Below are 20,674 nucleotides of genomic sequence, written 5' to 3' on the forward strand. Positions count from 1 at the left end.
GACCAGATCGACCGGACCGGCCGCCGGGCCGTCGACCGTCAGACCATGGACCACCGGATCGTGACCGCGCTCAGGGCGTGCGGCGGCGACCCGCGGGTGGCCGGTGCCGCACGCGCCCTGTCCTGGACGGGGGAGCACGGCGCGCTGTGGCTCGCCGCGGGCCTCGCGGGGGCCGCCGCGGACGGCGCGCGGCGCGGCGCCTGGCTGCGCGGCACCGCGCTCGTCGCGGGCGCGCACCTCGCCAGCGTGGTCGTCAAACGGATCGTGCGCCGCCCGCGCCCCGCGCACGTCGAGCCGCTGGTGGGCACCGCCGGCCGGCACTCCTTCCCCAGTTCGCACGCCACCTCGGCCGCGGCGGCGGCCGTCGCCTTCGGGGCGCTCGGCGCGCACGCCGTGCCGCCGCTCGCCGCCGCGATGTGCGTCTCCCGCCTGGTCGCCGGCGTCCACTACCCCTCGGACGTCGCGGCGGGCGCGGTCCTCGGCGCGCTCACGGCCCGGCTCGGCGCCTGCTGGATGCGGGGAGGCGGCCGTGGCTGACACGACGATCCTGCGCCAGCGCACCCCCCAGGAGCGGCCACCCGCCCCGCCCCGCCCCGGCAACCTGCTGACCGGCCTGCTGAGGACCGCCCGCCCCAAGCAGTGGGTGAAGAACGTCCTCGTCGTCGCCGCCCCGGCCGCCGCCGGCGAGCTCTTCACCCTCCACGCCCTGAGCCGGCTGGCCCTCGTCTTCGCCCTGTTCACCGCCTGCGCCGCCGCCGTCTACCTCGTCAACGACGCCCGCGACGCCGACGCCGACCGCGCCCACCCCGTCAAACGCCGCCGCCCGGTCGCCGCCGGGCAGGTCCCCGTCCCCGTCGCCTACGCCGTCGGCGGCGCCCTCATGGTCCTGGCGCCCGCCGCCGCGGCCCGGCTCTGCTCCCCGTCCGTCGCGGCCCTCCTGGCGGCGTACACGGCCCTTCAACTGGCGTACTGCCTCAGCCTCAAGCACGTCCTGGTCGTCGATCTCGCCGTCGTCACCACCGGCTTCCTGATGCGGGCGGTGGTCGGCGGACTGGCCCTCGGCATCCCCCTGTCGCGCTGGTTCCTGATCACCACCGGGTTCGGCGCGCTGTTCATGGTGTCGGCCAAGCGCTACTCCGAGGCCGTGCAGATGGCCGGGAAGGCGGGGGCCACGCGCGCGTTGCTCACCGAGTACACCACCGGTTACCTCCGCTTCGTCTGGCAGCTCGCCGCCGGCGTCGCCGTCCTCGCCTACTGCCTGTGGGCCCTGGAGGAGGGCGGGGTCCCGCACACCAGCGTGCTGCCCTGGCGGCAGCTGTCCGTGGTCGCCTTCATCCTCGCCGTCCTGCGCTACGCCGTCTTCGCCGACCGCGGCACCGCCGGCGAACCCGAGGACGTCGTCCTGCGCGACCGCGCGCTCGCCGTCATCGGTCTGGTGTGGGCGGCGATGTACGGCCTGGCGGTGGTCAATTGGTAGGTCGCCGGCGCGAGGTGGCCGGGTTCGCCGCGGCCGGGCTCGTGGCCTACGCCGCCGACCTCGCCCTCTTCACGTACCTGCGCGGCCCCGCCGGCCTCGACCCGCTCACCGCCAAGGCGCTGGCCTTCGTCGCGGGCTGCTCGGTCGCCTACGCGGGCAACGCGCTCGGCACCTACCGGCACACCCGCGTCCGGGGCCTGCGCCCCTGCGCCGTGTTCGCCGCGGTGAACCTCGCCGGGGCCGCCGTCCAGCTCCTGTGCCTCGCCGTGAGCCACTACGGCCTCGGCTGCACCTCCCAGCGCGCCGACACCGTCTCCGGATCGGTCGTCGGCATGGCGCTGGCCACCCTCCTGCGTTTTTGGGGCACCAGAACACTGGTCTTCCGCACCGGGCGGCCCGGGGGACACACCCGGGCACGGGCGGAACGCACCGGGCGGACGGGACGGACACGGCGGACAGGGGACGGGGTCGGAACGTGGACTGGCTGAAGAGGCTCCCCGTCGTGGGAGCGTGGGCGGCGCGGCTGATGGCCACGCACGCGTGGCGGTCGTACGAGCGGCTGGACCGGGTGAAGTGGACGCGGCTGGCCGCCGCGATGACGTTCACCAGTTTCGTCGCGCTGTTCCCCCTGCTGTCCCTGGCCGCGGCCATCGCCGCCGCCACGCTCGGCGGCGAGCAGCAGGACCGGCTCCAGGAAAGGCTCGCCGAGCAGGTGCCCGGCATCGCCGACCAGCTGGACATCGAGGGCCTGGTGCGGAACGCCGGCACCATCGGGGTGATCGCGGGCGCCCTGCTGCTGTTCACCGGCATCGGCTGGGTCGACTCCACGCGGGGCTGCCTGCGCGCGGTGTGGGAGCTGCCCGACGAGGAGGAGAACCCGGTCCTGCACCGGGCCAGGGACGCCGGCATCCTGATCGGGCTCGGCGGGGCCCTGCTGGTCACCATCGCCATCTCCACCGTCGCCTCCGCGACGGTCGGCTGGGTCGTCCGCCGACTGGGCATGGCCGACGGCGGTTTCGGCGGCGTCCTGCTCTACATCGCCGCGTTCGCCGTCGCCGTCCTCGCCGACTTCCTGGTCCTGCTGTACGTGCTGACCCTGCTGCCCGGCGCCGAACCCCCGCGCCGCCGCCTGCTGGTGGCGGCGCTGACCGGGGCGGTCGGCTTCGAACTGCTGAAACTGCTGCTGAGCGGCTACATGCAGGGCGTCGCCGCGAAGAACATGTACGGGGCCTTCGGCGTCCCCGTCGCCCTGCTGCTGTGGATCAACTTCACCTCGAAGCTGGTGCTGTTCTGCGCCGCCTGGACGGCGACGGGGAGCAAGGAGGAGACGGGGGCGGAGGAGGGAGGGACGGGGGAGGCCCCCGGCGTCACCGGCGCCGGCGCACCAGGTCCGGCAGCGGCCAGCGGCGGTTGACGAGGAACGCGGCGCCCGCGAGCAGCGCCAGCACCCCGCCGGCGACCGCCAGCGCGATCCCCATGCCACCGGTGCCGGAGGCGGCCGAGGCGCTCGCCGCCGCCCGGGGGTCCGCCACACCCGTGCCGCCGGCCTCGCCGAAGTCCCCGTCGCCCGGCTTCCCGTCGGTCGCCACGCTCCTCGGGGGCACCAGCTCGCCCACCGGCTCGACCTTCCCGGCCGCCTTGAACCCCCAGTCGAACAGGCGGGCGGTCTCCTTGTAGACCCCGTTGTGCTCCTGCTTCTCCGGGTGCATCACGGTGACGAGGAGCACCTTGCCGTCGCGCTCGGCGACGCCGGTGAAGGTGGCGCCCGCGTTGGTGGTGTTGCCGTTCTTCACCCCGGCGATGCCCTGGTAGACGTCCGTGTCGTAGTCACCGGTCAGCAGCCGGTTGGTGTTCTGGATCTCGAAGGACTCGCGGACCGCCCTGCCCTCCTTGTCCTTCTTCGTCTCGCCCGGGAACTTGGCGCGGACCGTCGAGCAGTACTCGCGGAAGTCCTTCTTCTGGAGTCCGGAACGGGCGATCAGCGTCAGGTCGTAGGCGGAGGAGACCTGCCCCGGCGCGTCGTAGCCGTCGGGGCTGACCACCCGCGTGTCGAGGGCCTGGAGCTCCTCGGCGTGCGCGTTCATGTCCCGGACGGTCTCCTCGACGCCCCCGTTCATCGAGGACAGCACGTGCACCGCGTCGTTCCCGGAGCGCAGGAACACACCGAGCCACAGGTCGTGGACGGTGTACGTCTCGTTCTCCTTGATCCCGACCAGGCTGGAGCCGGCGCCGACGCCCGCGAGGTCCTCCGGGGTGACCTTGTGCGTCATGGTCTTGGGGAACTTCGGCAGCAGCGTGTCCGCGAACAGCATCTTCAGCGTGCTGGCCGGGGCCAGCCGCCAGTGCGCGTTGTGCGCGGCGAGCACCTCGCCGGACTCGGCGTCGGCCACGATCCACGACCGGGCGGTGACGTCCTTGGGCAGCACCGGCACCCCGCCCGCCAGGTCGACCTGCGTCCCGGGCCGGCCCAGCCGGGCTCCGCCCACGGTGGACGTCTGCGCCGGGGGAGTGGCCGACGGGCTCGCCTTCGGGCCCGGGGCCGCGTGGGCGGCGGGAGCGGCCAGCGCGAGCGGCGCGGCGGTGGACAGGACGGCGGCGGCGAGCGCCAGGCAACGCCTGACGGTCCTCTGGGGTGCGGGCACGACCGAGAACGTACCTGCCGCGCGCGCCGAAGTCCCGCCCCCCTCCCCACCCCGGGCCCGGAACCGAACAGACGGCCGCGATACTGGAGGCATGCTGTGTTCATCCGGGGGACAACCTCCGGACCCCCGGCCGACCGCGGGTGCACGGCGTTGCGAGGAAAGGTCCGTTGTCGTGAAGCTCAGCCGCCCCGTCTCCTGGTTCCTGCTCGCCTTCGGGGTGTGGAGCTGGGTCATCTGGATCACTTTCGTCAAAAACCTGATCAAGGACAGCAGCGGGCTCGCGTTCGAGGACGGGGACCCGACGGCCTACTTCTGGGTCCACCTGCTGCTCGCCGTCGTCTCCTTCGTATGGGGGACGGCCATCGGGGCCATCGGGTTGCGCGGACTGCGCGCACTGCGCCGAACGTCATAGCCGAACGTCACGGACGCCGCGTCACCGGCGTCACAACAGAGGGGATACGGACGGCATGGTGGTCGTCTTCGCGCTCGTCGCACTGCTGGTGCTCGCCGTCCTGGTGGCGGCGAACTGGTACGTGTGGCGGCGCCTGTTCCGCGACACCACCCGGGGCCCGGGGGCCGCGCGCCGCGCGGGCGCGGTGCTGGTCGCGGGCGGCTGGGCGCTGGCCGTGGGCGCGCTGGTCGCCGAACGCACCGGCGCCCCGTTCACCCTCCAGCGGGTGCTGGCCTGGCCGGGCTTCCTGTGGCTGGCCCTGTCGATCTACCTGCTGCTGGCGCTGCTGGCGGGGGAGGCCGTACGGCCGCTGCTGCGATGGTTCCTGGAGCGGCGGGCCGCCTCCCGCGCGGCCGGCGTGCGGCCCACCGCACCGGCGCCCGAGGAGCGCGTACCGGCCGCCACCGCACCACCCGCCTCCCCGGAGCCGCCCCCCGCGCCCGACGACACCCCCGCACGCCCCCTCGCCGCCCCCACCCGCCGCCTCTTCGTCTCCCGCGTCGTCGGCGGTGCCGCCGCCGCGGCGGCCGTCGGAACGGTCGGCCACGGCACGTACGGCGTCCTGCGCGGCCCGCGGGTGAAACGGGTCACCGTGCCGCTGGCCAAGCTGCCCCGCGCCGCGCACGGGTTCCGGATCGCCGTGGTCAGCGACATCCACCTGGGCCCGGTCCTCGGCCGGGGCTTCGCGCAGAAGGTCGTCGACACGGTCAACTCCACCCAGGCCGACCTGATCGCGGTCGTCGGCGACCTCGTCGACGGCAGCGTGAAGGACCTCGGCCCGGCCGCGGCGCCCCTCGCACAGCTCAGCGCCCGCCACGGGGCGTACTTCGTCACCGGCAACCACGAGTACTTCTCCGGCGCCGAGCAGTGGGTGGAGGAGGTGCGCCGCCTGGGCCTGCGCCCCCTGGAGAACGCCCGCACGGAGCTGCCCCACTTCGACCTCGCGGGCGTCAACGACGTGTCGGGCGAGGAGGAGGGCCAGGGCCCCGACTACGTCCGCGCCCTCGGCGACCGGGACCGCTCCCGCGCGTGCGTGCTCCTCGCCCACCAGCCGGTGCAGATCCACGAGGCCGTCGAACACGGTGTCGACCTCCAGCTCTCCGGCCACACCCACGGCGGCCAGCTCTGGCCCGGCAACCTGATCGCGGGCGCCGCCAACCCGACCCTGGCGGGCCTGGAGCGCTACGGCGACACCCAGCTGTACGTCAGCCGCGGCGCGGGCGCCTGGGGCCCGCCCACGCGCGTGGGGGCCCCGTCCGACATCACGGTGATCGAACTGGCGTCACGCCAGGCCTGAGGGGCCGGCGGCGGGGCGTTCCGGTTCCTCCTCGGGGGCCGGGCGCTTCACCGCCGGGTCCGGCAGCGCCTTCGTCAGCCCCGGCAGGAAGTCCGTGAACAGCTCGTGCACCTCCCGCACGAGCGGGCGCAGTACCCGGAAGCGGGCCAGTCCCACACCCCGCGCGGCCAGGCGGGCGCCGCGCTCGGCGAGCCGGTGACTGCGCGCGCGGCCCCGGGTCCGGTCGAAGATCCAGTACAGGACGAGTCCCATCTGGGCCAGCCACATCAACTCGGGCAGGACGTCCCGCAGCTCCTCGGGAACCTTGGTCCTCGCGCCCGCCAGCACCTCCCGGTGGACGCCGATCGCCTCCTCGCGCGCGTGCTCCGACTCCGGGGAGAACGGGCTGAGCGGGCTGTCCGGGTCGGCGGCGTTCTTGAAGAACTGCACCGCGAACTCGTGGTAGGGCGCGGCGATGTCCAGCCACGCCTTCAGCACGCCGGCGAGCCGGGCCTCCAGGTCGGTCTCCCGGTCCAGGACCTTCCGGACCGCCACCTGGTGCTCGGCGGCGATCCGGTCGTAGAAGCCCTGGATCAGGTGCTCCTTGCCCGCGAAGTAGTAGTAGGCGTTGCCGACGGAGACCCCGGCCTCCTGGGCGATGGCCCGCATGGTCGTCCGGTCGTAGCCGCGCTCCTGGAACAGCCGCATGGCCGTCTCCAGGATGAGCGCGCGGGTCTGCTCGGACTTGCTGGGGGTGGCGCCGGCGGCGGGGCGGTCGTTCTTCGGGGGCACGGGAGGAGAGCCTAGCCAGTGGCGCGGACGCCGCCGCCACAGCCCGGCGCCGCGCGGACCGCCCGGGGCCGGCGCGACGCCGACCGGGGGCGGTTGGCGCGGGCGATGGCGGTGCGGCCCGCGCCCGCCCCCTCTCCGGCGCGCCCACAACGCCGACGGGGACGGGTGCGGACCCGCTCCCGAGCACGCCCGACGCGGGGGCGGTCAGGTGCGGATCACGGTCGCCGGCCCAGCTCCGGCCGCTTGCTGTAGTCCGTGAGGCCGATGACGTTCCCCCAGGGATCGGCGAACTCCACGGTCCAGCCGGTGGCGCCGCGGAACGGCTCGTCGAGCGGGGGGATGCCCGCGTCGCGCAGGGCGTCGGCGGCGGTGCGGGCGTCGGGCACCTCCAGCCAGACGCGGGGGGAGGGCCACGGCGGGGGCCGCCGGCCGAACTCCTCCTCGGCCCGCAGCAGCAGGCCGGGCGTCTCGCCGCCCACCTTCAGCAGGGCGATCCCGGCCTCGTCCAGCCGGAAGGCCACCGGGAACCCGGCGCGCTCGTAGAACGCCACGGCCTGGGCGAGGTCCCCGACGGGCAGCAGTACGTTGTCGAAACCGAGCAGTTCGTACGACTCGTCATCTGACATGCCGTCAGGGTAGGTGGGGTGCCGACCGGAACCGGTGATTGCCGGCCCCGGTCGGCCGCCCGCTTCCGCCGTCCGGCCGCAAGGACCCCGGCGGCGTCCACCCGATGGCGGGGTGTACGCCGAAGGGCCCCGCTCGCGGGAAACCTCCCGAAGCGGGGCCCTCGACGACGCGGGCGGCGGACGTCAGTAACGACGCGTGATCAGCGCCCGCTTCACCTCCGCGATCGCCTTGGTGACCTCGATGCCGCGCGGGCAGGCGTCCGTGCAGTTGAAGGTCGTGCGGCAGCGCCAGACGCCGTCGCGGTCGTTGAGGATCTCCAGGCGCTGCTCGCCGGCCTCGTCACGCGAGTCGAAGATGAAGCGGTGCGCGTTGACGATGGCGGCCGGGCCGAAGTACTGGCCGTCGTTCCAGAAGACCGGGCAGGACGTGGTGCAGGCCGCGCACAGGATGCACTTCGTGGTGTCGTCGAAGCGCTCGCGGTCCTCGGCGGACTGGAGCCGCTCGCGGGTCGGCTCGTTGGTGTCCTTCGTGATCAGGAAGGGCATCACGTCCCGGTACGCCTGGAAGAACGGCTCCATGTCGACCACGAGGTCCTTCAGGACCGTCAGGCCCTTGATGGGCTCGACCGTGATCGGCTTCTCGGGGTTGATGTCCTTGATCAGCGTCTTGCAGGCCAGGCGGTTCTTGCCGTTGATCCGCATGGCGTCCGAGCCGCAGATGCCGTGGGCGCAGGAGCGGCGGAAGGTGAGCGAGCCGTCCAGGTCCCACTTGATCTTGTGGAGGCCGTCGAGGACGCGCTCCTTGGGGTCGATCTCCAGCTGGAAGTCTTCCCAGGTCGCCTCCGCCGAGACCTCCGGGTTGAACCGGCGGACGCGGAAGGTGACGGTGATGTAGGGGGAGTCGGCGAAGCCGGCTTCGGGCTTGCCCGCCGAGTCCGCCTTGTCCAGAACAGGGGTAGCCATCAGTACTTACGCTCCATCGGCTGGTAGCGGGTCTGGACGACCGGCTTGTAGTCCAGACGGACGGTCTCGGAGCCGTCGGCGCCGACCTCGCGGTACGCCATGGTGTGGCGCATGAAGTTGACGTCGTCGCGGTTGGGGTAGTCCTCGCGGTAGTGACCGCCGCGGGACTCCTTGCGGGCCAGCGCCGAGACGGCCATGACCTCGGCCAGGTCCAGCAGGTTGCCCAGCTCGATGGCCTCCAGCAGGTCGGTGTTGTACCGCTTGCCCTTGTCCTGGATCGCCACGTTCTTGTAGCGCTCCCGCAGCTCGGCGATCTTCTCGACGGCCGTCTTGATCGTCTGCTCGGTGCGGAAGACCATGACGTTGGCGTCCATGGTCTCCTGCAGCTCGCGCCGCAGCTCGGCCACCCGCTCGTTGCCGGTGGAGGACCGCAGCCGCTCGATCTGGCCGACGACGAAGGACTCGGGGTCCTCCGGCAGCTCGACGAAGTCCGCCTTCTGGGCGTACTCCGCCGCCGCGATGCCGGCCCGCTTGCCGAAGACGTTGATGTCCAGCAGCGAGTTCGTGCCCAGGCGGTTGGCGCCGTGGACCGAGACGCAGGCGACCTCGCCGGCCGCGTACAGGCCGGGGACGACGGTGGTGTTGTCCGCCAGGACCTCGCCCATGACGTTGGTCGGGATGCCGCCCATGGCGTAGTGCGCGGTCGGCTGGATCGGGATCGGGTCCGTGTACGGCTCGATGCCGAGGTAGGTGCGCGCGAACTCGGTGATGTCCGGGAGCTTGGCGTCCAGCTGCTCCGGCGGCAGGTGGGTCAGGTCCAGGTAGACGTGGTCGCCCTCGGGACCGCAGCCGCGGCCCTCGCGGATCTCCGTGTAGATGGAGCGGGAGACGACGTCGCGGGAGGCGAGGTCCTTCATGACGGGCGCGTACTTCTCCATGAAGCGCTCGCCGTCCTTGTTGCGCAGGATGCCGCCCTCGCCGCGGGCGCCCTCGGTGAGCAGGATGCCCATGCGCCAGATGCCGGTCGGGTGGAACTGGAAGAACTCCATGTCCTCCAGCGGGATGCCCCGGCGGTAGACGGCCGCCTGGCCGTCACCGGTGAGGGTGTGCGCGTTGGAGGTGACCTTGAAGAACTTGCCGCAGCCGCCGGAGGCGTAGATCACGGACTTCGCCTGGAAGACGTGGATCTCGCCGGTGGCCAGCTCGTAGGCCACGACACCGGCCGAGCGCTTGACGCCGTCGACCTCGGTGATCAGCTGGTCCAGGACGTAGAACTCGTTGAAGAACTCCACGCCCTCCTTGACGCAGTTCTGGTACAGCGTCTGGAGGATCATGTGGCCGGTGCGGTCGGCCGCGTAGCAGGAGCGGCGGACCGGGGCCTCGCCGTGGTTGCGGCTGTGGCCGCCGAAGCGGCGCTGGTCGATCGTGCCGTTCGGGGTCCGGTTGAACGGCAGGCCCATCTTCTCCAGGTCGAGAACGGAGTCGATGGCCTCCTTCGCCAGGATCTCGGCGGCGTCCTGGTCGACCAGGTAGTCACCGCCCTTGACCGTGTCGAAGGTGTGCCACTCCCAGTTGTCCTCCTCCACGTTGGCCAGCGCGGCGGCCATGCCGCCCTGCGCGGCGCCCGTGTGGGAGCGGGTGGGGTAGAGCTTCGTCAGGACGGCCGTGCGGCTGCGCTTGGTCGACTCGATGGCGGCGCGCATACCGGCGCCACCGGCGCCGACGATGACGGTGTCGTACTTGTGGATCTTCATGATTCTCGCAGCCCCGTGCCTAGCGGATGTTCGGGTCGAAGGTGAAGATCACCAGCGTGCCCAGCAGGATGGTGAACACCGTGGCGGTGTACAGGAGGGCCTTCAGCCACAGGCGCGTGTTCGGGCGCTCCGCGTAGTCGTTGATGACCGTGCGCAGGCCGTTGGCGCCGTGCAGCATCGCCAGCCACAGCATCAGCAGGTCCCAGACCTGCCAGAACGGGGAGGCCCAGCGGCCGGCCACGAAGGCGAAGCCGATCTTGGAGACGCCGCCGTCCAGCACGAGCTGGATGAGCAGGTGGCCGATGACGAGGACCACCAGCACGACACCGGACAGGCGCATGAAGAGCCAGGCGGCCATCTCGAAGTTGCCGCGGGTGGACTTCGGGGTCTTCTTGGTGCGCTTGCGCGGGGCCTCGATCAGCGGCGCCGGGTTGTCGACGTTGTAGGGGGCGCCCTCGACGGGGCCGACCCCGGACGCGGCGGTTTCAGTGGTGGACATGGGCGTCAGCTCCCGAACAGTTCACGAGCGGCGTGGCCGAGGACGGGGTAGACCGCCCCGAGCATCAGCACGACCCACAGGGCGACGACGGCCCAGAGCATCTGCTTCTGGTACCGGGCCCCCTTGATCCAGAAGTCGACGGCGATGACGCGCAGACCGTTGAGCGCGTGGAAGAGGATGGCGGCGACGAGGCCGTACTCCAGCAGCGCGACGATGGGCGTCTTGTACGTGGCCACGACCTTGTCGTAAGCCTCGGGGGACACACGGACGAGTGCGGTGTCCAGCACGTGGACGAACAGGAAGAAGAAAATGAGGACGCCGGTGACTCGATGAGCCACCCAGGACCACATTCCTTCCCGGCCGCGGTACAGCGTTCCAGCCGGCACGGAAGTTTCCTCCGGGAGCGGGGATTGGGGCCGCGCCGGCTTCTCTGTCGGTCGGGCCCGGCCGGGTACGGTCCACCGGCCCCCAGCATCGTAGCGACGGTTGCCTGTGGTGCTTACGGGGGGTCTGCCGGTGTGATCAAACTTGCACTCAAAGGAGCGCGGACGCGCCGGTGAAATGGGGATTTGCCGCTTATGCCGGGTGCGAGGCGTCAGCGGCCGGGCGGACGGTGCCCCGGGCCCCCGAGGGCGCCGGCCAGTCTGGCCCTGGCCAGGCGCCGGAGTTCGTCGGCCGCGACGAGCCGCTCCTCCTCCGGATCGTTGGCCAATCGTGACCGGATGCCCGCCAGGACGTGGTCCAGGACCTCGTGCCCCGGCAGGCCGTCCAGGCAGATGACGAACACGTGCCCGAAGCGGCTCTCGTACGCCGCGCCGGCCGCGCTCAGCGCCGTGTGGGCGGCGGAGTACGCTCCCGCCGGCAGCGCCGGCAGCGACTCCGCGGCCAGGGCCGCCGCGAGGGCCTCGGGGGTCAGGTCGTACGTCGCCTCGTCCGCCGCCGCCAGCAGGGCGGCCAGGTCGGGGTAGGGGCGGTGGGCGGCGACGCGGTGTGCCCAGTGGGGGTGGCGCAGGCAGGGGAGGAGGGTGTGGACCGCGTCCTCGGCGGAAGCGTCGTTGAAGCGCGCCAGCGGGGACGGTGTGGCCGGTGTGCCGCGTGTTTGCTCCGGGACCGAGAGGGCGACTCGGCCGGGGAGGGGAAGGTCGGGAAGACGGTGCACAGGCAGCGTGGGTCCTTGTGGGCGTCACGTGGATGTCGGCAGGGGGTCCTGTGAGAGATGTGTCATCACGTTATCGATAGTGGTCACGAACTGTCCGGCGGATACCTCGAAATCACCCGTACGGGAGAGTTTGAGGACGCGAGGTGGACGATCGGGGTCCTACGGTGGGCGCCGTGAGTCAGCACAGGCGCCGCACCTCGGCGCGCAGGGTGAAGCAGCGGGTGGCCATAGCCGGGGCGGCGATCGCCGCATTCGGCGTGGGAGTGGGCCTGTGGGCCTCCGGCGGCGGTGACGGCGGTCCGCCGGGCACCGCCGCCGCGCCCACGGACGCCTCGCCCGGCCCCACGCGCTCCTACCCCCTGTCCAGCGCGCCCCGCACGATCCCCGCCGTCCGCGACCACACCCCGGAGCGCGGTCCCGGCTGGCGTCCCGCACGCGGCCACCGCGTGGTGGTGAACGACGCGGCCCTCGCCGACGAGGGCCGGCTGATAGCCGGTGAGCTGGGGCTGACGTACGCGGGGCGGAAGGACGACGAGCGCGCCGGGGACCTGCGGCTGGAACTGAACGACGGCAAGGGCGCGAACCCGGAGTCGTACACCCTGACCGTGCGCGGCGGGCGGGTCACCGTCAGCGGCCCGGCCGAGGCGGGCGTCTTCTACGGCACCCGCACCCTGAAGCAGGCGGTGCGCGGCGGCGGCAGCGCCCCGGAGGGCGTCGTGCGCGACCAGCCGGACAAGCCCCGGCGCGGCCTCATGCTGGACATCGCGCGCAAGCACTTCTCGGCCGACTGGATCGAGGACCGGATCCGTGAGATCGGCGACCTGAAGTTCAACGAGCTCGGGCTGCACTTCTCCGACGACCAGGCCTTCCGCATCGAGTCCGACACGCACCCGGAGATCGTGTCGGAGGACCACCTGACCAAGGCGGAGGTCAAGGAGATCGTCGACCTCGCCGCGAGCCGGCACATCACCGTCGTCCCCGAGATCGACTCGCCCGGCCACCTCGGCGCCGTCCTCGCCGCCCACCCCGATCTGCAACTGCGCAACGCGCAGGGCACGGCGGTCCGCGGCGCGGTGGACATCTCGAAGAAGGAGGCCGCCGGCATCGTCGACGACCTGCTGAACGAGTACGCCGATCTCTTCCCCGGCGACCGGTGGCACCTGGGCGCCGACGAGTACCAGGCGCTGACCGTGTCGGACCCGCAGGCGTCCTTCCCGCAGCTGGCCGCCGCCGCGCGGGAGCGGTACGGCTCCGGCGCCAACGTCGCCGACCTGGCCACCGGCTGGCTCAACGACCGCACCGCCACCGTCCGCGCCCACGACCGCGCCCCGCGCGCCTGGAACGACGGCTTCTTCCGCAGCGCCTCCGTGCCGGCCTCGGGCGACCTGGAGGTCGCCTACTGGACCGGCAAGGAGATCGGCGCCCGGCAGCCGCTGGAGTACCTCCGGGCCGGCCGCAAGGTGCTCAATTACAACGACGAGTTCCTGTACTACGTGCTCGGGCAGCCGCAGACCTTCGTCTACCCGACCGGCGAACGCATCTACGAGCAGTGGACGCCGCGCGTCCTGCGCGGCACCGAGGCGGTCCCGGCCGCCTACGACGACCAGATCCTCGGCGGCAGCTTCGCCGTCTGGTGCGACCTGGCGAACTCCCAGACGCAGGAGCAGGTCGCGGCCGGGATCCGGCTGCCGCTCGCGGCCACCGTCCAGAAGCTGTGGGACCCGGGCGAGCCGGAGCTGTCCTGGACGGAGTTCAAGGCGCTGGCGGACCGGCTGGGCTGACCCCGGGGCCGGGAGCGGGCCACCGCTCCCGGCGCGGATCGCCCGATCCGGCTGCGAACCCCCGCGGGGCTGTGGTGGTCTTCCGGTGAGCGGAACCGACACGCCGGAGGGACCGGGCATGGGCTACTGGGGGTATTTCGTCGTCGGCCGCGCCGAGCGGCCGCTGGCGGGGCTGGGCGCGCTGCCGGACGCGCAGGAGATGACCCTGCGCACCTCGGCGCCGGACGGCTGGCAGGTGTGGGAGTACCCGAGCGGGGACGGCGACATCGGGAGCATGAACGACCTGGCCGCGCGGACCGGCGCGCCCGCGCTCTTCGGGTACGTCATGGACAGCGCCTGCGTGGTCCTGGAGGCGTCGGCGCCGCTGAGCGGGGCGTGGACCACCTGCCTGGCGCGGGCCGCGATGGCCGGGTACCTCGGCGCCGGGGGCGAGGGGCTCACCCTGGAGGACTACTTCCTGGAGCCGCGCGACGCCGCCGGGCGCGCCGTCGCCTGGGCCGCCGAGGCCGGGCGCGCCGCGAACGCCGACGACCTGCTCGCCGTCCTGACCGCCGACCCGGACCCCCGGGCGGAGAACCTCTTCTTCCGATTCCTCGACCGGCTCGGCGTCGTACCGCTGTGACACTCCCGGACGGTCGCACGCAGTAAGGGAAAGTGCCGGTTCCGTATCGGCGGGCGGGATCCAGGGGTACGAACGAGGAGGCTGCATGAGCCTGGTGGAACTGATCGCACGGGCCGACGAGCGGGGACTGGCCGCGAGCGGGCTGGCCTGCCTGGACCGGTGCGCCCCCCTGCTCGGCGACGACGACGAGATCCTGCGCCCGCTGTGGGGGGCCCTCGCCGACGACGGGGCCGGCGCCGGCGGCGACTGGGCGGAGCGGCTGGAACGGCTGCGCGGCGCGTTCCCCGGCCCCGGGCGGGCCGCGGGCACCACCGCCGAGGACGAGGCCGCGCTGCTCGTCCACCGGATGCTGGCCGCCGCTCCGGCCGACCGCTCCGCCGCCGGGATGCGGGTGTGGGCCGACGCCTGTTCGGTCGCCTCGCTCCGCGTGCACCGGCTGCTCGATCCGGCGCAGGACGGTCACGACGCCGGGGCCGCCGGCGTCGACGGCTGCCGCCAGGACCACCCGGAGGACATGTCTCCGCTGGTCGCCGCCGAGGTGCGCCGCCAGGTCACGGTCCTGGAACTGCTCGCCGGCCACGGCGCGGCCGGTCTGCGCCAGGTGCTGGAGGTCTCGGCGGAGGGCCGCCGGGTACTGCGCGCGGTGGTGTCGCGCCGGGAGCGCGGGCACCTCTGACGGCCTGCCCGGCCGCACGGCGGTCCGGGGGATCTGTGAGCGTCCTGGGGCGGGGGTTGCGCGGAGGTGGCGAAGGTGCGGTGATCCTGCGCCGGTCCGCGGCACCCGTGGTGATCGCCGTGACGAATCGGCGCGGGCCTGCGCTCTTGCGTGTGTGACGACTGTGACGACCATGACCAGCACGACGACGGCGACGGCACGGCAGGAGGCCAGGCCCTCGGCCGCGTCCAAGCCGGTGCGCTGGGCGGCGGACGCGGTGACCGCCCTGCGCGAGGGCGCCCGCCTGCGCCTCGACTACTCGGCGCAGAGCCTGTGGCGCGTGGACCGGATGATCGACGGCATACGGGACGAGGGACCGCCGTACAAAGCGGTGCGGACCGTGCTGCGCGGACTGGGCGCCTACGCCGGTGAGGTGATCGTGCGCCAGACGGGCGCCGAGTGGTGGGCGACCGGCGGCGACCACTGGGTCCGCACCCCGGACGGCCGCCTGTGGGACCCGATCGAGGAGGCCAGGCGCTGTTACACCGGCGACGGATCGCTGCGGCTGCTGTGCCGGGAGGCGATGACGGGGACGGCGGAAGGGGAGCGGGAGCACTGAAAGGTGCCGGGAGGCGGGGGAACGGGCCGGCCGGCCCGGTGCCGCGGCCGGCGCCGTGCGCGCCGGTCCACCGGCGGGTCCGCGGCGGGCAGTGACACTTCCGCCGGGCCCGGCGCTGATCACCGTGGGGACGTGGGCACGACCGGCTCGTGCCGCACGCGCGGCGCGGGCTCACCGGAGCCCGCCGCGGACTCGGTACGGACGAGGAAGGTTCTTGGGCCAGCGAGGGGAACCCCGGCGCGTACAGGCGTACGACGGGGAACTGGGCGCGGCCGTCGCGCGGGCCCAGGAAGGTGACGAGGCAGCCTTCGCGGTCGCCTACCGGCTCGTGCAGCCCGGCCTGCTCGGCTATCTGCGCGGGCTCGTCGGGGACGACGCCGAGGACGTGGCGTCCGAGACGTGGCTGGAGATAGCCCGCGACCTGGGGCGCTTCAAGGGCGACGGGGCCGGTTTCCGCGGCTGGACGGCGACCATCGCCCGGCACCGGGCGCTGGACCACCTGCGCCGGCAGCGGGCGCGGCCCCGGCCGGCCGTGCTGGAGCAGGGCGTCCTGGACCTGCCCGCCCCGCACAGCACCCACGACCAGGCGCTGGAGTCCCTGTCGACCGAGGCCGCCCTCCGGCTGGTCCGCGGGCTGCCGCGCGACCAGGCGGAGGCGGTGCTGCTGCGGGTCGTCGTCGGCCTCGACGGCCCCGCCGCCGCCCGCGTCCTGGGCAAGCGGCCGGGCGCGGTGCGGACCGCCGCCCACCGGGGCCTGAAGCGCCTGGCCCGGCAACTGGGTGCCGACGGTGTGACGGAAGAGGGTCCGCGGACGCTGGGGGAGTCGACGTGACCGGCGGCGAGGCGCCGGCGGACCGAGCGGGGACGGAAGCGGAGATGGGTGACCAGCGGTGCGACGACGGGGCCACCGCCCCCCGGCGAGCGCGCCCCGGCCGGGCTCCGGCAAGCGCCGCGGTGCCGGGGAAGCGGACCGGGCCCCCTGGGCCGGACGGACCGGACGACGGCGCGCCGGGCCCCGTCGAGGCGCTGCTCTCCGCCGCCCTGCGGGCGGGCGGCGCCGGCGCCGAGGGCGAGCGGCGGGCCGTGGCCGCCTTCAGGACCGCGCGGGACGCCGGCGCGCACCGGGCGGCACGCACCCGGCGCCGCGACGACTGGCGGCCCCGGGCGCGGCGGCGCGCCGGGCGCCCGCTCAAGGCCGCCCTGTCCGTGCTCCTGGCCGGCCTCGTCCTGGGCGGCGCCGCCTACGCCGCGATCGGCGGCGGCCCGGCCGCGGACGGCCCCCGCGGCGAGCGGAGCCGCCCGCCCGCCGCGACGGCTCCGGCGGGCGGGCCGGCCCCCCGGCCCGCCCCGACGTCCCCCGGCGTCCTCACCGGGCCGGGGAACCGGTCGGCCGGCGGGGACGCGGCGGCCGACTGCCGCGCCCACGAGCGGATGGGGGGCCGGGACATGGAACGGGACGCCGCGGCCCGGCGGCGGCTCCTGGCGGCGGCGGGCGGCGAGCGGCGGGTCGACGCGTACTGCGCCCGGCTGGAAGCCGGGCGGGGGGCCCAGGAGGGGGACGGGCGGGACGACCGGCGGGACGGCCGGCGGGACGACCGGCCGACGGGGAGGCCGGTGGAGGGGAACGGACCGGGCGGAACGAATCGTGGCGCCACCGGTGGCGCCGGTGGTACCGGTGCGGCCGGCGGCCCCGGCCGTTCCGGCGCTTCGGCCGGTCCGGGCAACCCGGCCGACTCCGGTGACCCGGGCGGCGGCCCGGCGAACGCGGACGGGGGAGCGGCCGGCAACGGGTCCGAGGCGGGCCGCGGCAAAGGAAGGTGACGGACCGTCGGAGGGAGCGCGGGGAGCGCCCGCGTGTCCGGCGGACGCGCTGCCGCCGACGCGACGACCGGGGCCGCCACCCCCCACAGGAGAGGCCCCGGCCGTCACGCGGTACGGGCCGCGCGGCGACCCGTACTTCCTTCAGCGCCGGGATCGCGGTTTGTGTCACACCCGCGCCGCATCGGCCGCGTCACGGCTTAGTTGCATCTTGTACGGCATCTCGTCCGGACATGGACGAGCAGCGGTTTCAAGACGTAACGTGCCTTTCGCGCCGGACCGCGGAGGGCTCGGCCCCCGCGCCATACCTGCGGTGGACCACCGCAACCACCATGTGAGGAACCACGACGGCGAGAACCCGGTCCGCGAGAGCGGCGCCGGACCAGGCGCAAGGAGAGGCGCGCGCGGTGCTGGGGGACGACGCGGAGCTGACCGCCGCGGTGCGTGCGGCACAGGACGGGGACGAGGGCGCGTTCCGGACCGTGTACCGCGCGGTGCACCCGCGGCTGCTCGGCTACATACGCACACTGGTCGGCGATTCGGACGCCGAGGACGTGGCATCCGAGGCATGGCTGCAGATCGCCCGTGACCTGGAACGCTTCAGCGGGGACGCGGACCGGTTCCGCGGCTGGGCCGCCCGTATCGCCCGCAACCGCGCGCTCGACCACCTGCGCATGCGCGGGCGCCGGCCCGCCATCGCCGGTGACGAGACCGAACTGACCGGCAGGCCCGCCGAGTCCGACACCGCCGACGAGGCCATCGAGGCCCTCGCCACCGACAGCACCCTCTCCCTCATCGCCCGGCTGCCGCAGGACCAGGCGGAGGCCGTCGTCCTGCGCGTGGTCGTGGGCCTCGACGCCAAGGCCGCCGCCGAGACGCTGGGCAAGCGGCCCGGCGCCGTCCGCACGGCGGCGCACCGCGGGCTGAAGCGCCTGGCCGAACTGCTCCGCGGCGATCCGGAATCGGGCGGTGTCCCCGGTGCCCTGCCCGCTCCACGAGAACCGCTGGGCCCTACGGTGACGTCCGCGATGGTGACGCATACGTCTGCGCGGACGCAGAAGGACATGTGATGGCCGACGAGCAGGACAAGTGGCTGGACCGCGAAACGGCGGAGCTCTTGCTGCGCGGAGAGCCGCTCGACCTGGCCGACCCCACCGCCCGGGAGCGGGCCGGGCGGCTCGCCGGCGCGCTCCGCGCCCTGGCCGCGCCCTCCGCTCCGGCCGGCGGGGAACTCCCCGGGGAGGCGGCCGCGCTGGCCGCCTTCCGCACGGCACGCGCCGGACGGGCCGCCTCCGGCGCCGGCGGTCGCGGCGACCGTGCCCGCGCCTTCCGCCGGCCGCGCCCGCTGCGCCTGGCGCTCGCCGCCGTGTTGTCCGCCGGCATGGTCGGCGGGGTGGCGGTGGCGGCCGGGACCGGAGCGCTGCCGACGCCGTTCGGCGGCACGGAGGACCCCGGCGCCTCCGTCTCGGCCGCCACGACCCCCGGCCGGCCGCCGGCGCCGCCCTCCCCCGACGGCACGCCCCGGGTCGGGCCCCGGCCCGGCGGCACCCCGACCGGCCCGGCCGGCCTGGGCGCCGCGCGGGAGGGCGCGGACGAGGGGGGCGAGGAAGGCGAGGGGGACCAGGGGGACCAAGGGAGCCAAGGGGACCGAGGGGACCAAGGGGGGCAGGGGGACCGGGAGAAGGACGGGAACGGGGCCGAGGACCGGGACCGCGAGCAGGACGAGGGCGAGGGGAGGAGCGGGGAGACCGGCGCGGTGCCCGGCTCCGGTTCCGGCGGCGGGCTGGGCCGCGCCGGCGGCCCGCAGCGCGAGGACCTCGCCTCGGTCTGCCGCGACCTGCGCGCCGGCAAGGCCCTGGGCGCGGACCGCCGGCGGGCGCTGGAGAACGCGGCCGGCGGCCCCGCGCGGGTGCCGTCGTACTGCGCGGACGTCCTGGGCGTCGCCGACGGCCGGGCCGGGGGCGCCGGCGGGGGGAAGGGCGAGGACCGCGCGGACCCGAAGAGCGACCCGGGCCGCGCGGGCGAACAGAACAGCGGCGGCGCGTCCGGCGGCGGGAGCGGCACCCCCGGCGAGCACGGCGGCGAGGGCGTCGGCCGGGGCAAGTCCCCGGCCCGGTACGGCGAGCACGCCGTCCGCCCCGGCGCCGCCACCCTCGCGCCGGCGGTTCCCGTGGCCGCCCCGCCGGGGCGGACGGCGTAGCGCCTCCGCCGCAGCCCCGGGAAACCTCTGTGACCAGCGGTTTCCTGTTCCGCGAAAATTTTTCGCCGCGGGGTGTGACACTTTTGGCCGCCGTGACGCAGTACTGGGTGAGCCGACTGGTCATCGGCTGTCGCACCGAGCCGGGGTTCCCCCCGTACCCGCGGCTCGTGCGCCCGGCGCGGGCGGGACACGTTCCCCCGGTCCCGCCCGCGCCCCTCTCGCCCCGCGGCTCACCGGTACACGACGACCTTGTCGCCGTTTGCCACCTGCCGGTACAGCTCCGCGATCGCCGCCTCGTCCCGGACGTTGACGCAGCCGTGCGAGCCGCCGGCGTAGCCCCGGGCCGCGAAGTCGGCCGAGTAGTGCACGGCCTGGCCGCCGCTGAAGAACATCGCGTACGGCATCGGTGAGTCGTACAGCGTCGACCAGTGGTTCCGGGACTTCCAGTAGACCTGGAAGACACCCTCCCGGGTCGGCGTGGACCGCGTGCCGAAGCGGACCGGCAGCGTCATGACCGTCCGGCCGTCGATCATCCAGCGCAGCGTGCGGCTGGACTTGCTGATGCACAGCACCCGGCCGGTCAGGCAGCGCGCGTCGGGCGCGCCGGCCGGCTGTCCGCCCATCAGGTACAGCTCCCACCGGCCCGGTTCGCGCGTCATGTCCACCAACCGCTGCCAGGTGACGGTGTCGGTCCTCCCGGTCGGGGGCAGTCCGCGCTTGACCTGGAACCCGCGCACCGCCCGCTCGGTGAGGTCGTCGTACGTCCCGGTCGGCCCGTCGAACAGCCACTCGGCCTGCCGCAGTCGCGCCTGGAGTTCGCGGACGTCCCGCCCGCTGTCGCCCCGGGACCACAGCACGGGGCCCGCGGCGCGGACGGGCGGGGGGACCGGCCCGCGGTCGTCGGACGGCGGGTCCGTCCGCGACGGCTGCGACCGCTGCGGCTGCGCCGGCTGCGGCGGCCGGGGCGGGTGCGGTGACTGCCGCGGCCCCGGCGGCGGGGCACCGGTGAGGTCGATGCGCACCGGTGGGCGCCCCCGCCCGTCCACGTCCCCGGCCTGGACCGCGCAGCCGCAGACCGTCACCAGGACCGCCACCGCGGCCACCATCCTCCCCGCTCCCGTTCCCCTGCCGCTTCCCGTTCCCCGCATCCCGCCCCCCGGCCTCTCGGCGACCCGTTCGGTACGACGTCCCCTGGGATGTTCCCCACCGATGACGGGTCGCGAACGGCACGGCATGGCGGTGGCCGGGAGCGAGGCGCATGCTGTGAGCAAGGTCCCAGCGTGCGCCTCTCCACCCGGTGTGCGAAGCGTCGATACAGTCCGACGAGGAGCCGGTGCGTA

Annotated in this window: 23 protein-coding genes; 14 read left to right on the forward strand and 9 right to left on the reverse strand. The window is 74.4% G+C overall.

Going from position 1 to position 20,674, the window contains the following annotated elements:
- Nucleotides 1-45: 45 nt before the first annotated feature.
- The 4 genes from ACSU6Z_RS18050 to ACSU6Z_RS18065 are packed head-to-tail and all read left to right on the forward strand — an operon-like array spanning nt 46 to nt 2,891.
- Nucleotides 46-537 (forward strand): phosphatase PAP2 family protein, encoded by a 492-nt coding sequence (locus tag ACSU6Z_RS18050; protein WP_437050372.1) that lies wholly within the window; start codon nt 46-48, stop codon nt 535-537.
- Nucleotides 530-1,477: a decaprenyl-phosphate phosphoribosyltransferase gene (locus ACSU6Z_RS18055; protein WP_437046905.1), complete on the forward strand. Its 948-nt coding sequence runs from the start codon at nt 530-532 to the stop codon at nt 1,475-1,477. Before ACSU6Z_RS18050 ends, ACSU6Z_RS18055 begins: the two co-directional genes overlap by 8 nt.
- Nucleotides 1,471-1,965 (forward strand): GtrA family protein, encoded by a 495-nt coding sequence (locus ACSU6Z_RS18060; protein ID WP_437046906.1) that lies wholly within the window; start codon nt 1,471-1,473, stop codon nt 1,963-1,965. Before ACSU6Z_RS18055 ends, ACSU6Z_RS18060 begins: the two co-directional genes overlap by 7 nt.
- Complete coding sequence (locus ACSU6Z_RS18065; protein WP_437046908.1) at nt 1,953-2,891, forward strand: YihY/virulence factor BrkB family protein; 939 nt, start codon at nt 1,953-1,955, stop codon at nt 2,889-2,891. Before ACSU6Z_RS18060 ends, ACSU6Z_RS18065 begins: the two co-directional genes overlap by 13 nt.
- On the opposite strand, the gene ACSU6Z_RS18070 is transcribed toward ACSU6Z_RS18065, so the two are convergent.
- Nucleotides 2,845-4,119, reverse strand: coding sequence for a D-alanyl-D-alanine carboxypeptidase family protein (locus ACSU6Z_RS18070; protein ID WP_437046910.1), 1,275 nt, complete (start codon nt 4,117-4,119; stop codon nt 2,845-2,847). The genes ACSU6Z_RS18065 and ACSU6Z_RS18070 overlap by 47 nt on opposite strands.
- A 172-nt stretch (nt 4,120-4,291) precedes the next feature.
- Between ACSU6Z_RS18070 and ACSU6Z_RS18075 the strand changes: the two genes are divergently transcribed.
- Nucleotides 4,292-4,531: an SCO4848 family membrane protein gene (locus tag ACSU6Z_RS18075; protein ID WP_437046912.1), complete on the forward strand. Its 240-nt coding sequence runs from the start codon at nt 4,292-4,294 to the stop codon at nt 4,529-4,531.
- Between the two features lie 55 nt (nt 4,532-4,586).
- On the forward strand, nt 4,587-5,867 hold the full coding sequence (locus tag ACSU6Z_RS18080; RefSeq protein WP_437046914.1) for a metallophosphoesterase: 1,281 nt from the start codon (nt 4,587-4,589) through the stop codon (nt 5,865-5,867).
- On the opposite strand, the gene ACSU6Z_RS18085 is transcribed toward ACSU6Z_RS18080, so the two are convergent.
- The 7 genes from ACSU6Z_RS18085 to ACSU6Z_RS18115 all read right to left on the reverse strand — a co-directional run bounded on the left by ACSU6Z_RS18085 (nt 5,853) and on the right by ACSU6Z_RS18115 (nt 11,639).
- Nucleotides 5,853-6,638, reverse strand: a complete 786-nt coding sequence (locus ACSU6Z_RS18085; RefSeq protein ID WP_437046916.1) for a TetR family transcriptional regulator — start codon at nt 6,636-6,638, stop codon at nt 5,853-5,855. The genes ACSU6Z_RS18080 and ACSU6Z_RS18085 overlap by 15 nt on opposite strands.
- Before the next feature lie 215 nt (nt 6,639-6,853).
- Nucleotides 6,854-7,264 carry a VOC family protein gene (locus ACSU6Z_RS18090; RefSeq protein WP_437046917.1) on the reverse strand — a complete coding sequence of 137 codons (411 nt, stop codon included), beginning with the start codon at nt 7,262-7,264 and terminating at the stop codon, nt 6,854-6,856.
- A gap of 183 nt (nt 7,265-7,447) precedes the next feature.
- The gene (locus ACSU6Z_RS18095) at nt 7,448-8,227 is read right to left on the reverse strand and encodes a succinate dehydrogenase iron-sulfur subunit (RefSeq protein ID WP_437046919.1); all 780 of its coding nucleotides are present in this window, start codon (nt 8,225-8,227) and stop codon (nt 7,448-7,450) included.
- Complete coding sequence (gene sdhA / locus ACSU6Z_RS18100) at nt 8,227-9,981, reverse strand: succinate dehydrogenase flavoprotein subunit (RefSeq protein ID WP_437046920.1); 1,755 nt, start codon at nt 9,979-9,981, stop codon at nt 8,227-8,229. The genes ACSU6Z_RS18095 and sdhA overlap by 1 nt, the downstream gene beginning before the upstream one ends.
- A 19-nt stretch (nt 9,982-10,000) precedes the next feature.
- A complete protein-coding gene (locus tag ACSU6Z_RS18105) occupies nt 10,001-10,480 on the reverse strand; it encodes a succinate dehydrogenase hydrophobic membrane anchor subunit (RefSeq protein WP_437046921.1) in 480 nt (159 codons plus the stop codon).
- Between the two features lie 5 nt (nt 10,481-10,485).
- Nucleotides 10,486-10,866: a succinate dehydrogenase, cytochrome b556 subunit gene (gene sdhC / locus ACSU6Z_RS18110; protein ID WP_437046923.1), complete on the reverse strand. Its 381-nt coding sequence runs from the start codon at nt 10,864-10,866 to the stop codon at nt 10,486-10,488.
- A 209-nt stretch (nt 10,867-11,075) separates the two neighbouring features.
- A complete protein-coding gene (locus ACSU6Z_RS18115; RefSeq protein WP_437046924.1) occupies nt 11,076-11,639 on the reverse strand; it encodes a 2-oxo-4-hydroxy-4-carboxy-5-ureidoimidazoline decarboxylase in 564 nt (187 codons plus the stop codon).
- Nucleotides 11,640-11,848: 209 nt separating this feature from the next.
- On the opposite strand from ACSU6Z_RS18115, the gene ACSU6Z_RS18120 reads away from it, so the two are divergent.
- From ACSU6Z_RS18120 to ACSU6Z_RS18155, 8 genes are all read left to right on the forward strand, one after another.
- Entirely contained in the window at nt 11,849-13,420 is a 1,572-nt protein-coding gene (locus tag ACSU6Z_RS18120) for a beta-N-acetylhexosaminidase (protein WP_437050373.1), read from the forward strand.
- A gap of 118 nt (nt 13,421-13,538) precedes the next feature.
- Nucleotides 13,539-14,042, forward strand: a complete 504-nt coding sequence (locus ACSU6Z_RS18125) for a hypothetical protein (RefSeq protein ID WP_437050375.1) — start codon at nt 13,539-13,541, stop codon at nt 14,040-14,042.
- 85 nt (nt 14,043-14,127) lie between these two features.
- Nucleotides 14,128-14,718 carry a hypothetical protein gene (locus ACSU6Z_RS18130; RefSeq protein WP_437046926.1) on the forward strand — a complete coding sequence of 197 codons (591 nt, stop codon included), beginning with the start codon at nt 14,128-14,130 and terminating at the stop codon, nt 14,716-14,718.
- Between the two features lie 172 nt (nt 14,719-14,890).
- The gene (locus ACSU6Z_RS18135; protein WP_437046928.1) at nt 14,891-15,316 is read left to right on the forward strand and encodes a hypothetical protein; all 426 of its coding nucleotides are present in this window, start codon (nt 14,891-14,893) and stop codon (nt 15,314-15,316) included.
- Nucleotides 15,317-15,530: 214 nt separating this feature from the next.
- On the forward strand, nt 15,531-16,148 hold the full coding sequence (locus tag ACSU6Z_RS18140) for an RNA polymerase sigma factor (protein WP_437046930.1): 618 nt from the start codon (nt 15,531-15,533) through the stop codon (nt 16,146-16,148).
- Between the two features lie 44 nt (nt 16,149-16,192).
- Nucleotides 16,193-17,137 carry a hypothetical protein gene (locus tag ACSU6Z_RS18145; RefSeq protein ID WP_437046932.1) on the forward strand — a complete coding sequence of 315 codons (945 nt, stop codon included), beginning with the start codon at nt 16,193-16,195 and terminating at the stop codon, nt 17,135-17,137.
- 404 nt (nt 17,138-17,541) lie between these two features.
- Complete coding sequence (locus tag ACSU6Z_RS18150; protein WP_437046934.1) at nt 17,542-18,204, forward strand: RNA polymerase sigma factor; 663 nt, start codon at nt 17,542-17,544, stop codon at nt 18,202-18,204.
- A complete protein-coding gene (locus ACSU6Z_RS18155) occupies nt 18,204-19,334 on the forward strand; it encodes an extensin (protein WP_437046936.1) in 1,131 nt (376 codons plus the stop codon). The genes ACSU6Z_RS18150 and ACSU6Z_RS18155 overlap by 1 nt, the downstream gene beginning before the upstream one ends.
- A gap of 230 nt (nt 19,335-19,564) precedes the next feature.
- On the opposite strand, the gene ACSU6Z_RS18160 is transcribed toward ACSU6Z_RS18155, so the two are convergent.
- Nucleotides 19,565-20,440, reverse strand: coding sequence for a L,D-transpeptidase family protein (locus tag ACSU6Z_RS18160; RefSeq protein WP_437046937.1), 876 nt, complete (start codon nt 20,438-20,440; stop codon nt 19,565-19,567).
- Between the last annotated feature and the right edge of the window lie 234 nt (nt 20,441-20,674).

Source organism: Streptomyces sp. enrichment culture, from assembly GCF_964273145.1.
Taxonomy (GTDB): Bacteria; Actinomycetota; Actinomycetes; order Streptomycetales; family Streptomycetaceae; genus Streptomyces.

What these genes read in the sequence shown, in the direction of transcription:
- ACSU6Z_RS18080 (WP_437046914.1), top strand. Translation starts at nt 4,587, where the DNA reads ATGGTGGTCGTCTTCGCGCTCGTCGCACTGCTGGTGCTCGCCGTCCTG.
- ACSU6Z_RS18105 (WP_437046921.1), bottom strand. Translation starts at nt 10,480, where the DNA reads ATGTCCACCACTGAAACCGCCGCGTCCGGGGTCGGCCCCGTCGAGGGC.
- ACSU6Z_RS18135 (WP_437046928.1), top strand. Translation starts at nt 14,891, where the DNA reads ATGACCAGCACGACGACGGCGACGGCACGGCAGGAGGCCAGGCCCTCG.
- ACSU6Z_RS18155 (WP_437046936.1), top strand. Translation starts at nt 18,204, where the DNA reads ATGGCCGACGAGCAGGACAAGTGGCTGGACCGCGAAACGGCGGAGCTC.
- ACSU6Z_RS18095 (WP_437046919.1), bottom strand. Translation starts at nt 8,227, where the DNA reads ATGGCTACCCCTGTTCTGGACAAGGCGGACTCGGCGGGCAAGCCCGAA.
- ACSU6Z_RS18130 (WP_437046926.1), top strand. Translation starts at nt 14,128, where the DNA reads ATGAGCCTGGTGGAACTGATCGCACGGGCCGACGAGCGGGGACTGGCC.
- ACSU6Z_RS18050 (WP_437050372.1), top strand. Translation starts at nt 46, where the DNA reads ATGGACCACCGGATCGTGACCGCGCTCAGGGCGTGCGGCGGCGACCCG.
- ACSU6Z_RS18160 (WP_437046937.1), bottom strand. Translation starts at nt 20,440, where the DNA reads ATGGTGGCCGCGGTGGCGGTCCTGGTGACGGTCTGCGGCTGCGCGGTC.
- sdhA (WP_437046920.1), bottom strand. Translation starts at nt 9,981, where the DNA reads ATGAAGATCCACAAGTACGACACCGTCATCGTCGGCGCCGGTGGCGCC.
- ACSU6Z_RS18090 (WP_437046917.1), bottom strand. Translation starts at nt 7,264, where the DNA reads ATGTCAGATGACGAGTCGTACGAACTGCTCGGTTTCGACAACGTACTG.
- ACSU6Z_RS18145 (WP_437046932.1), top strand. Translation starts at nt 16,193, where the DNA reads ATGGGTGACCAGCGGTGCGACGACGGGGCCACCGCCCCCCGGCGAGCG.
- ACSU6Z_RS18125 (WP_437050375.1), top strand. Translation starts at nt 13,539, where the DNA reads ATGGGCTACTGGGGGTATTTCGTCGTCGGCCGCGCCGAGCGGCCGCTG.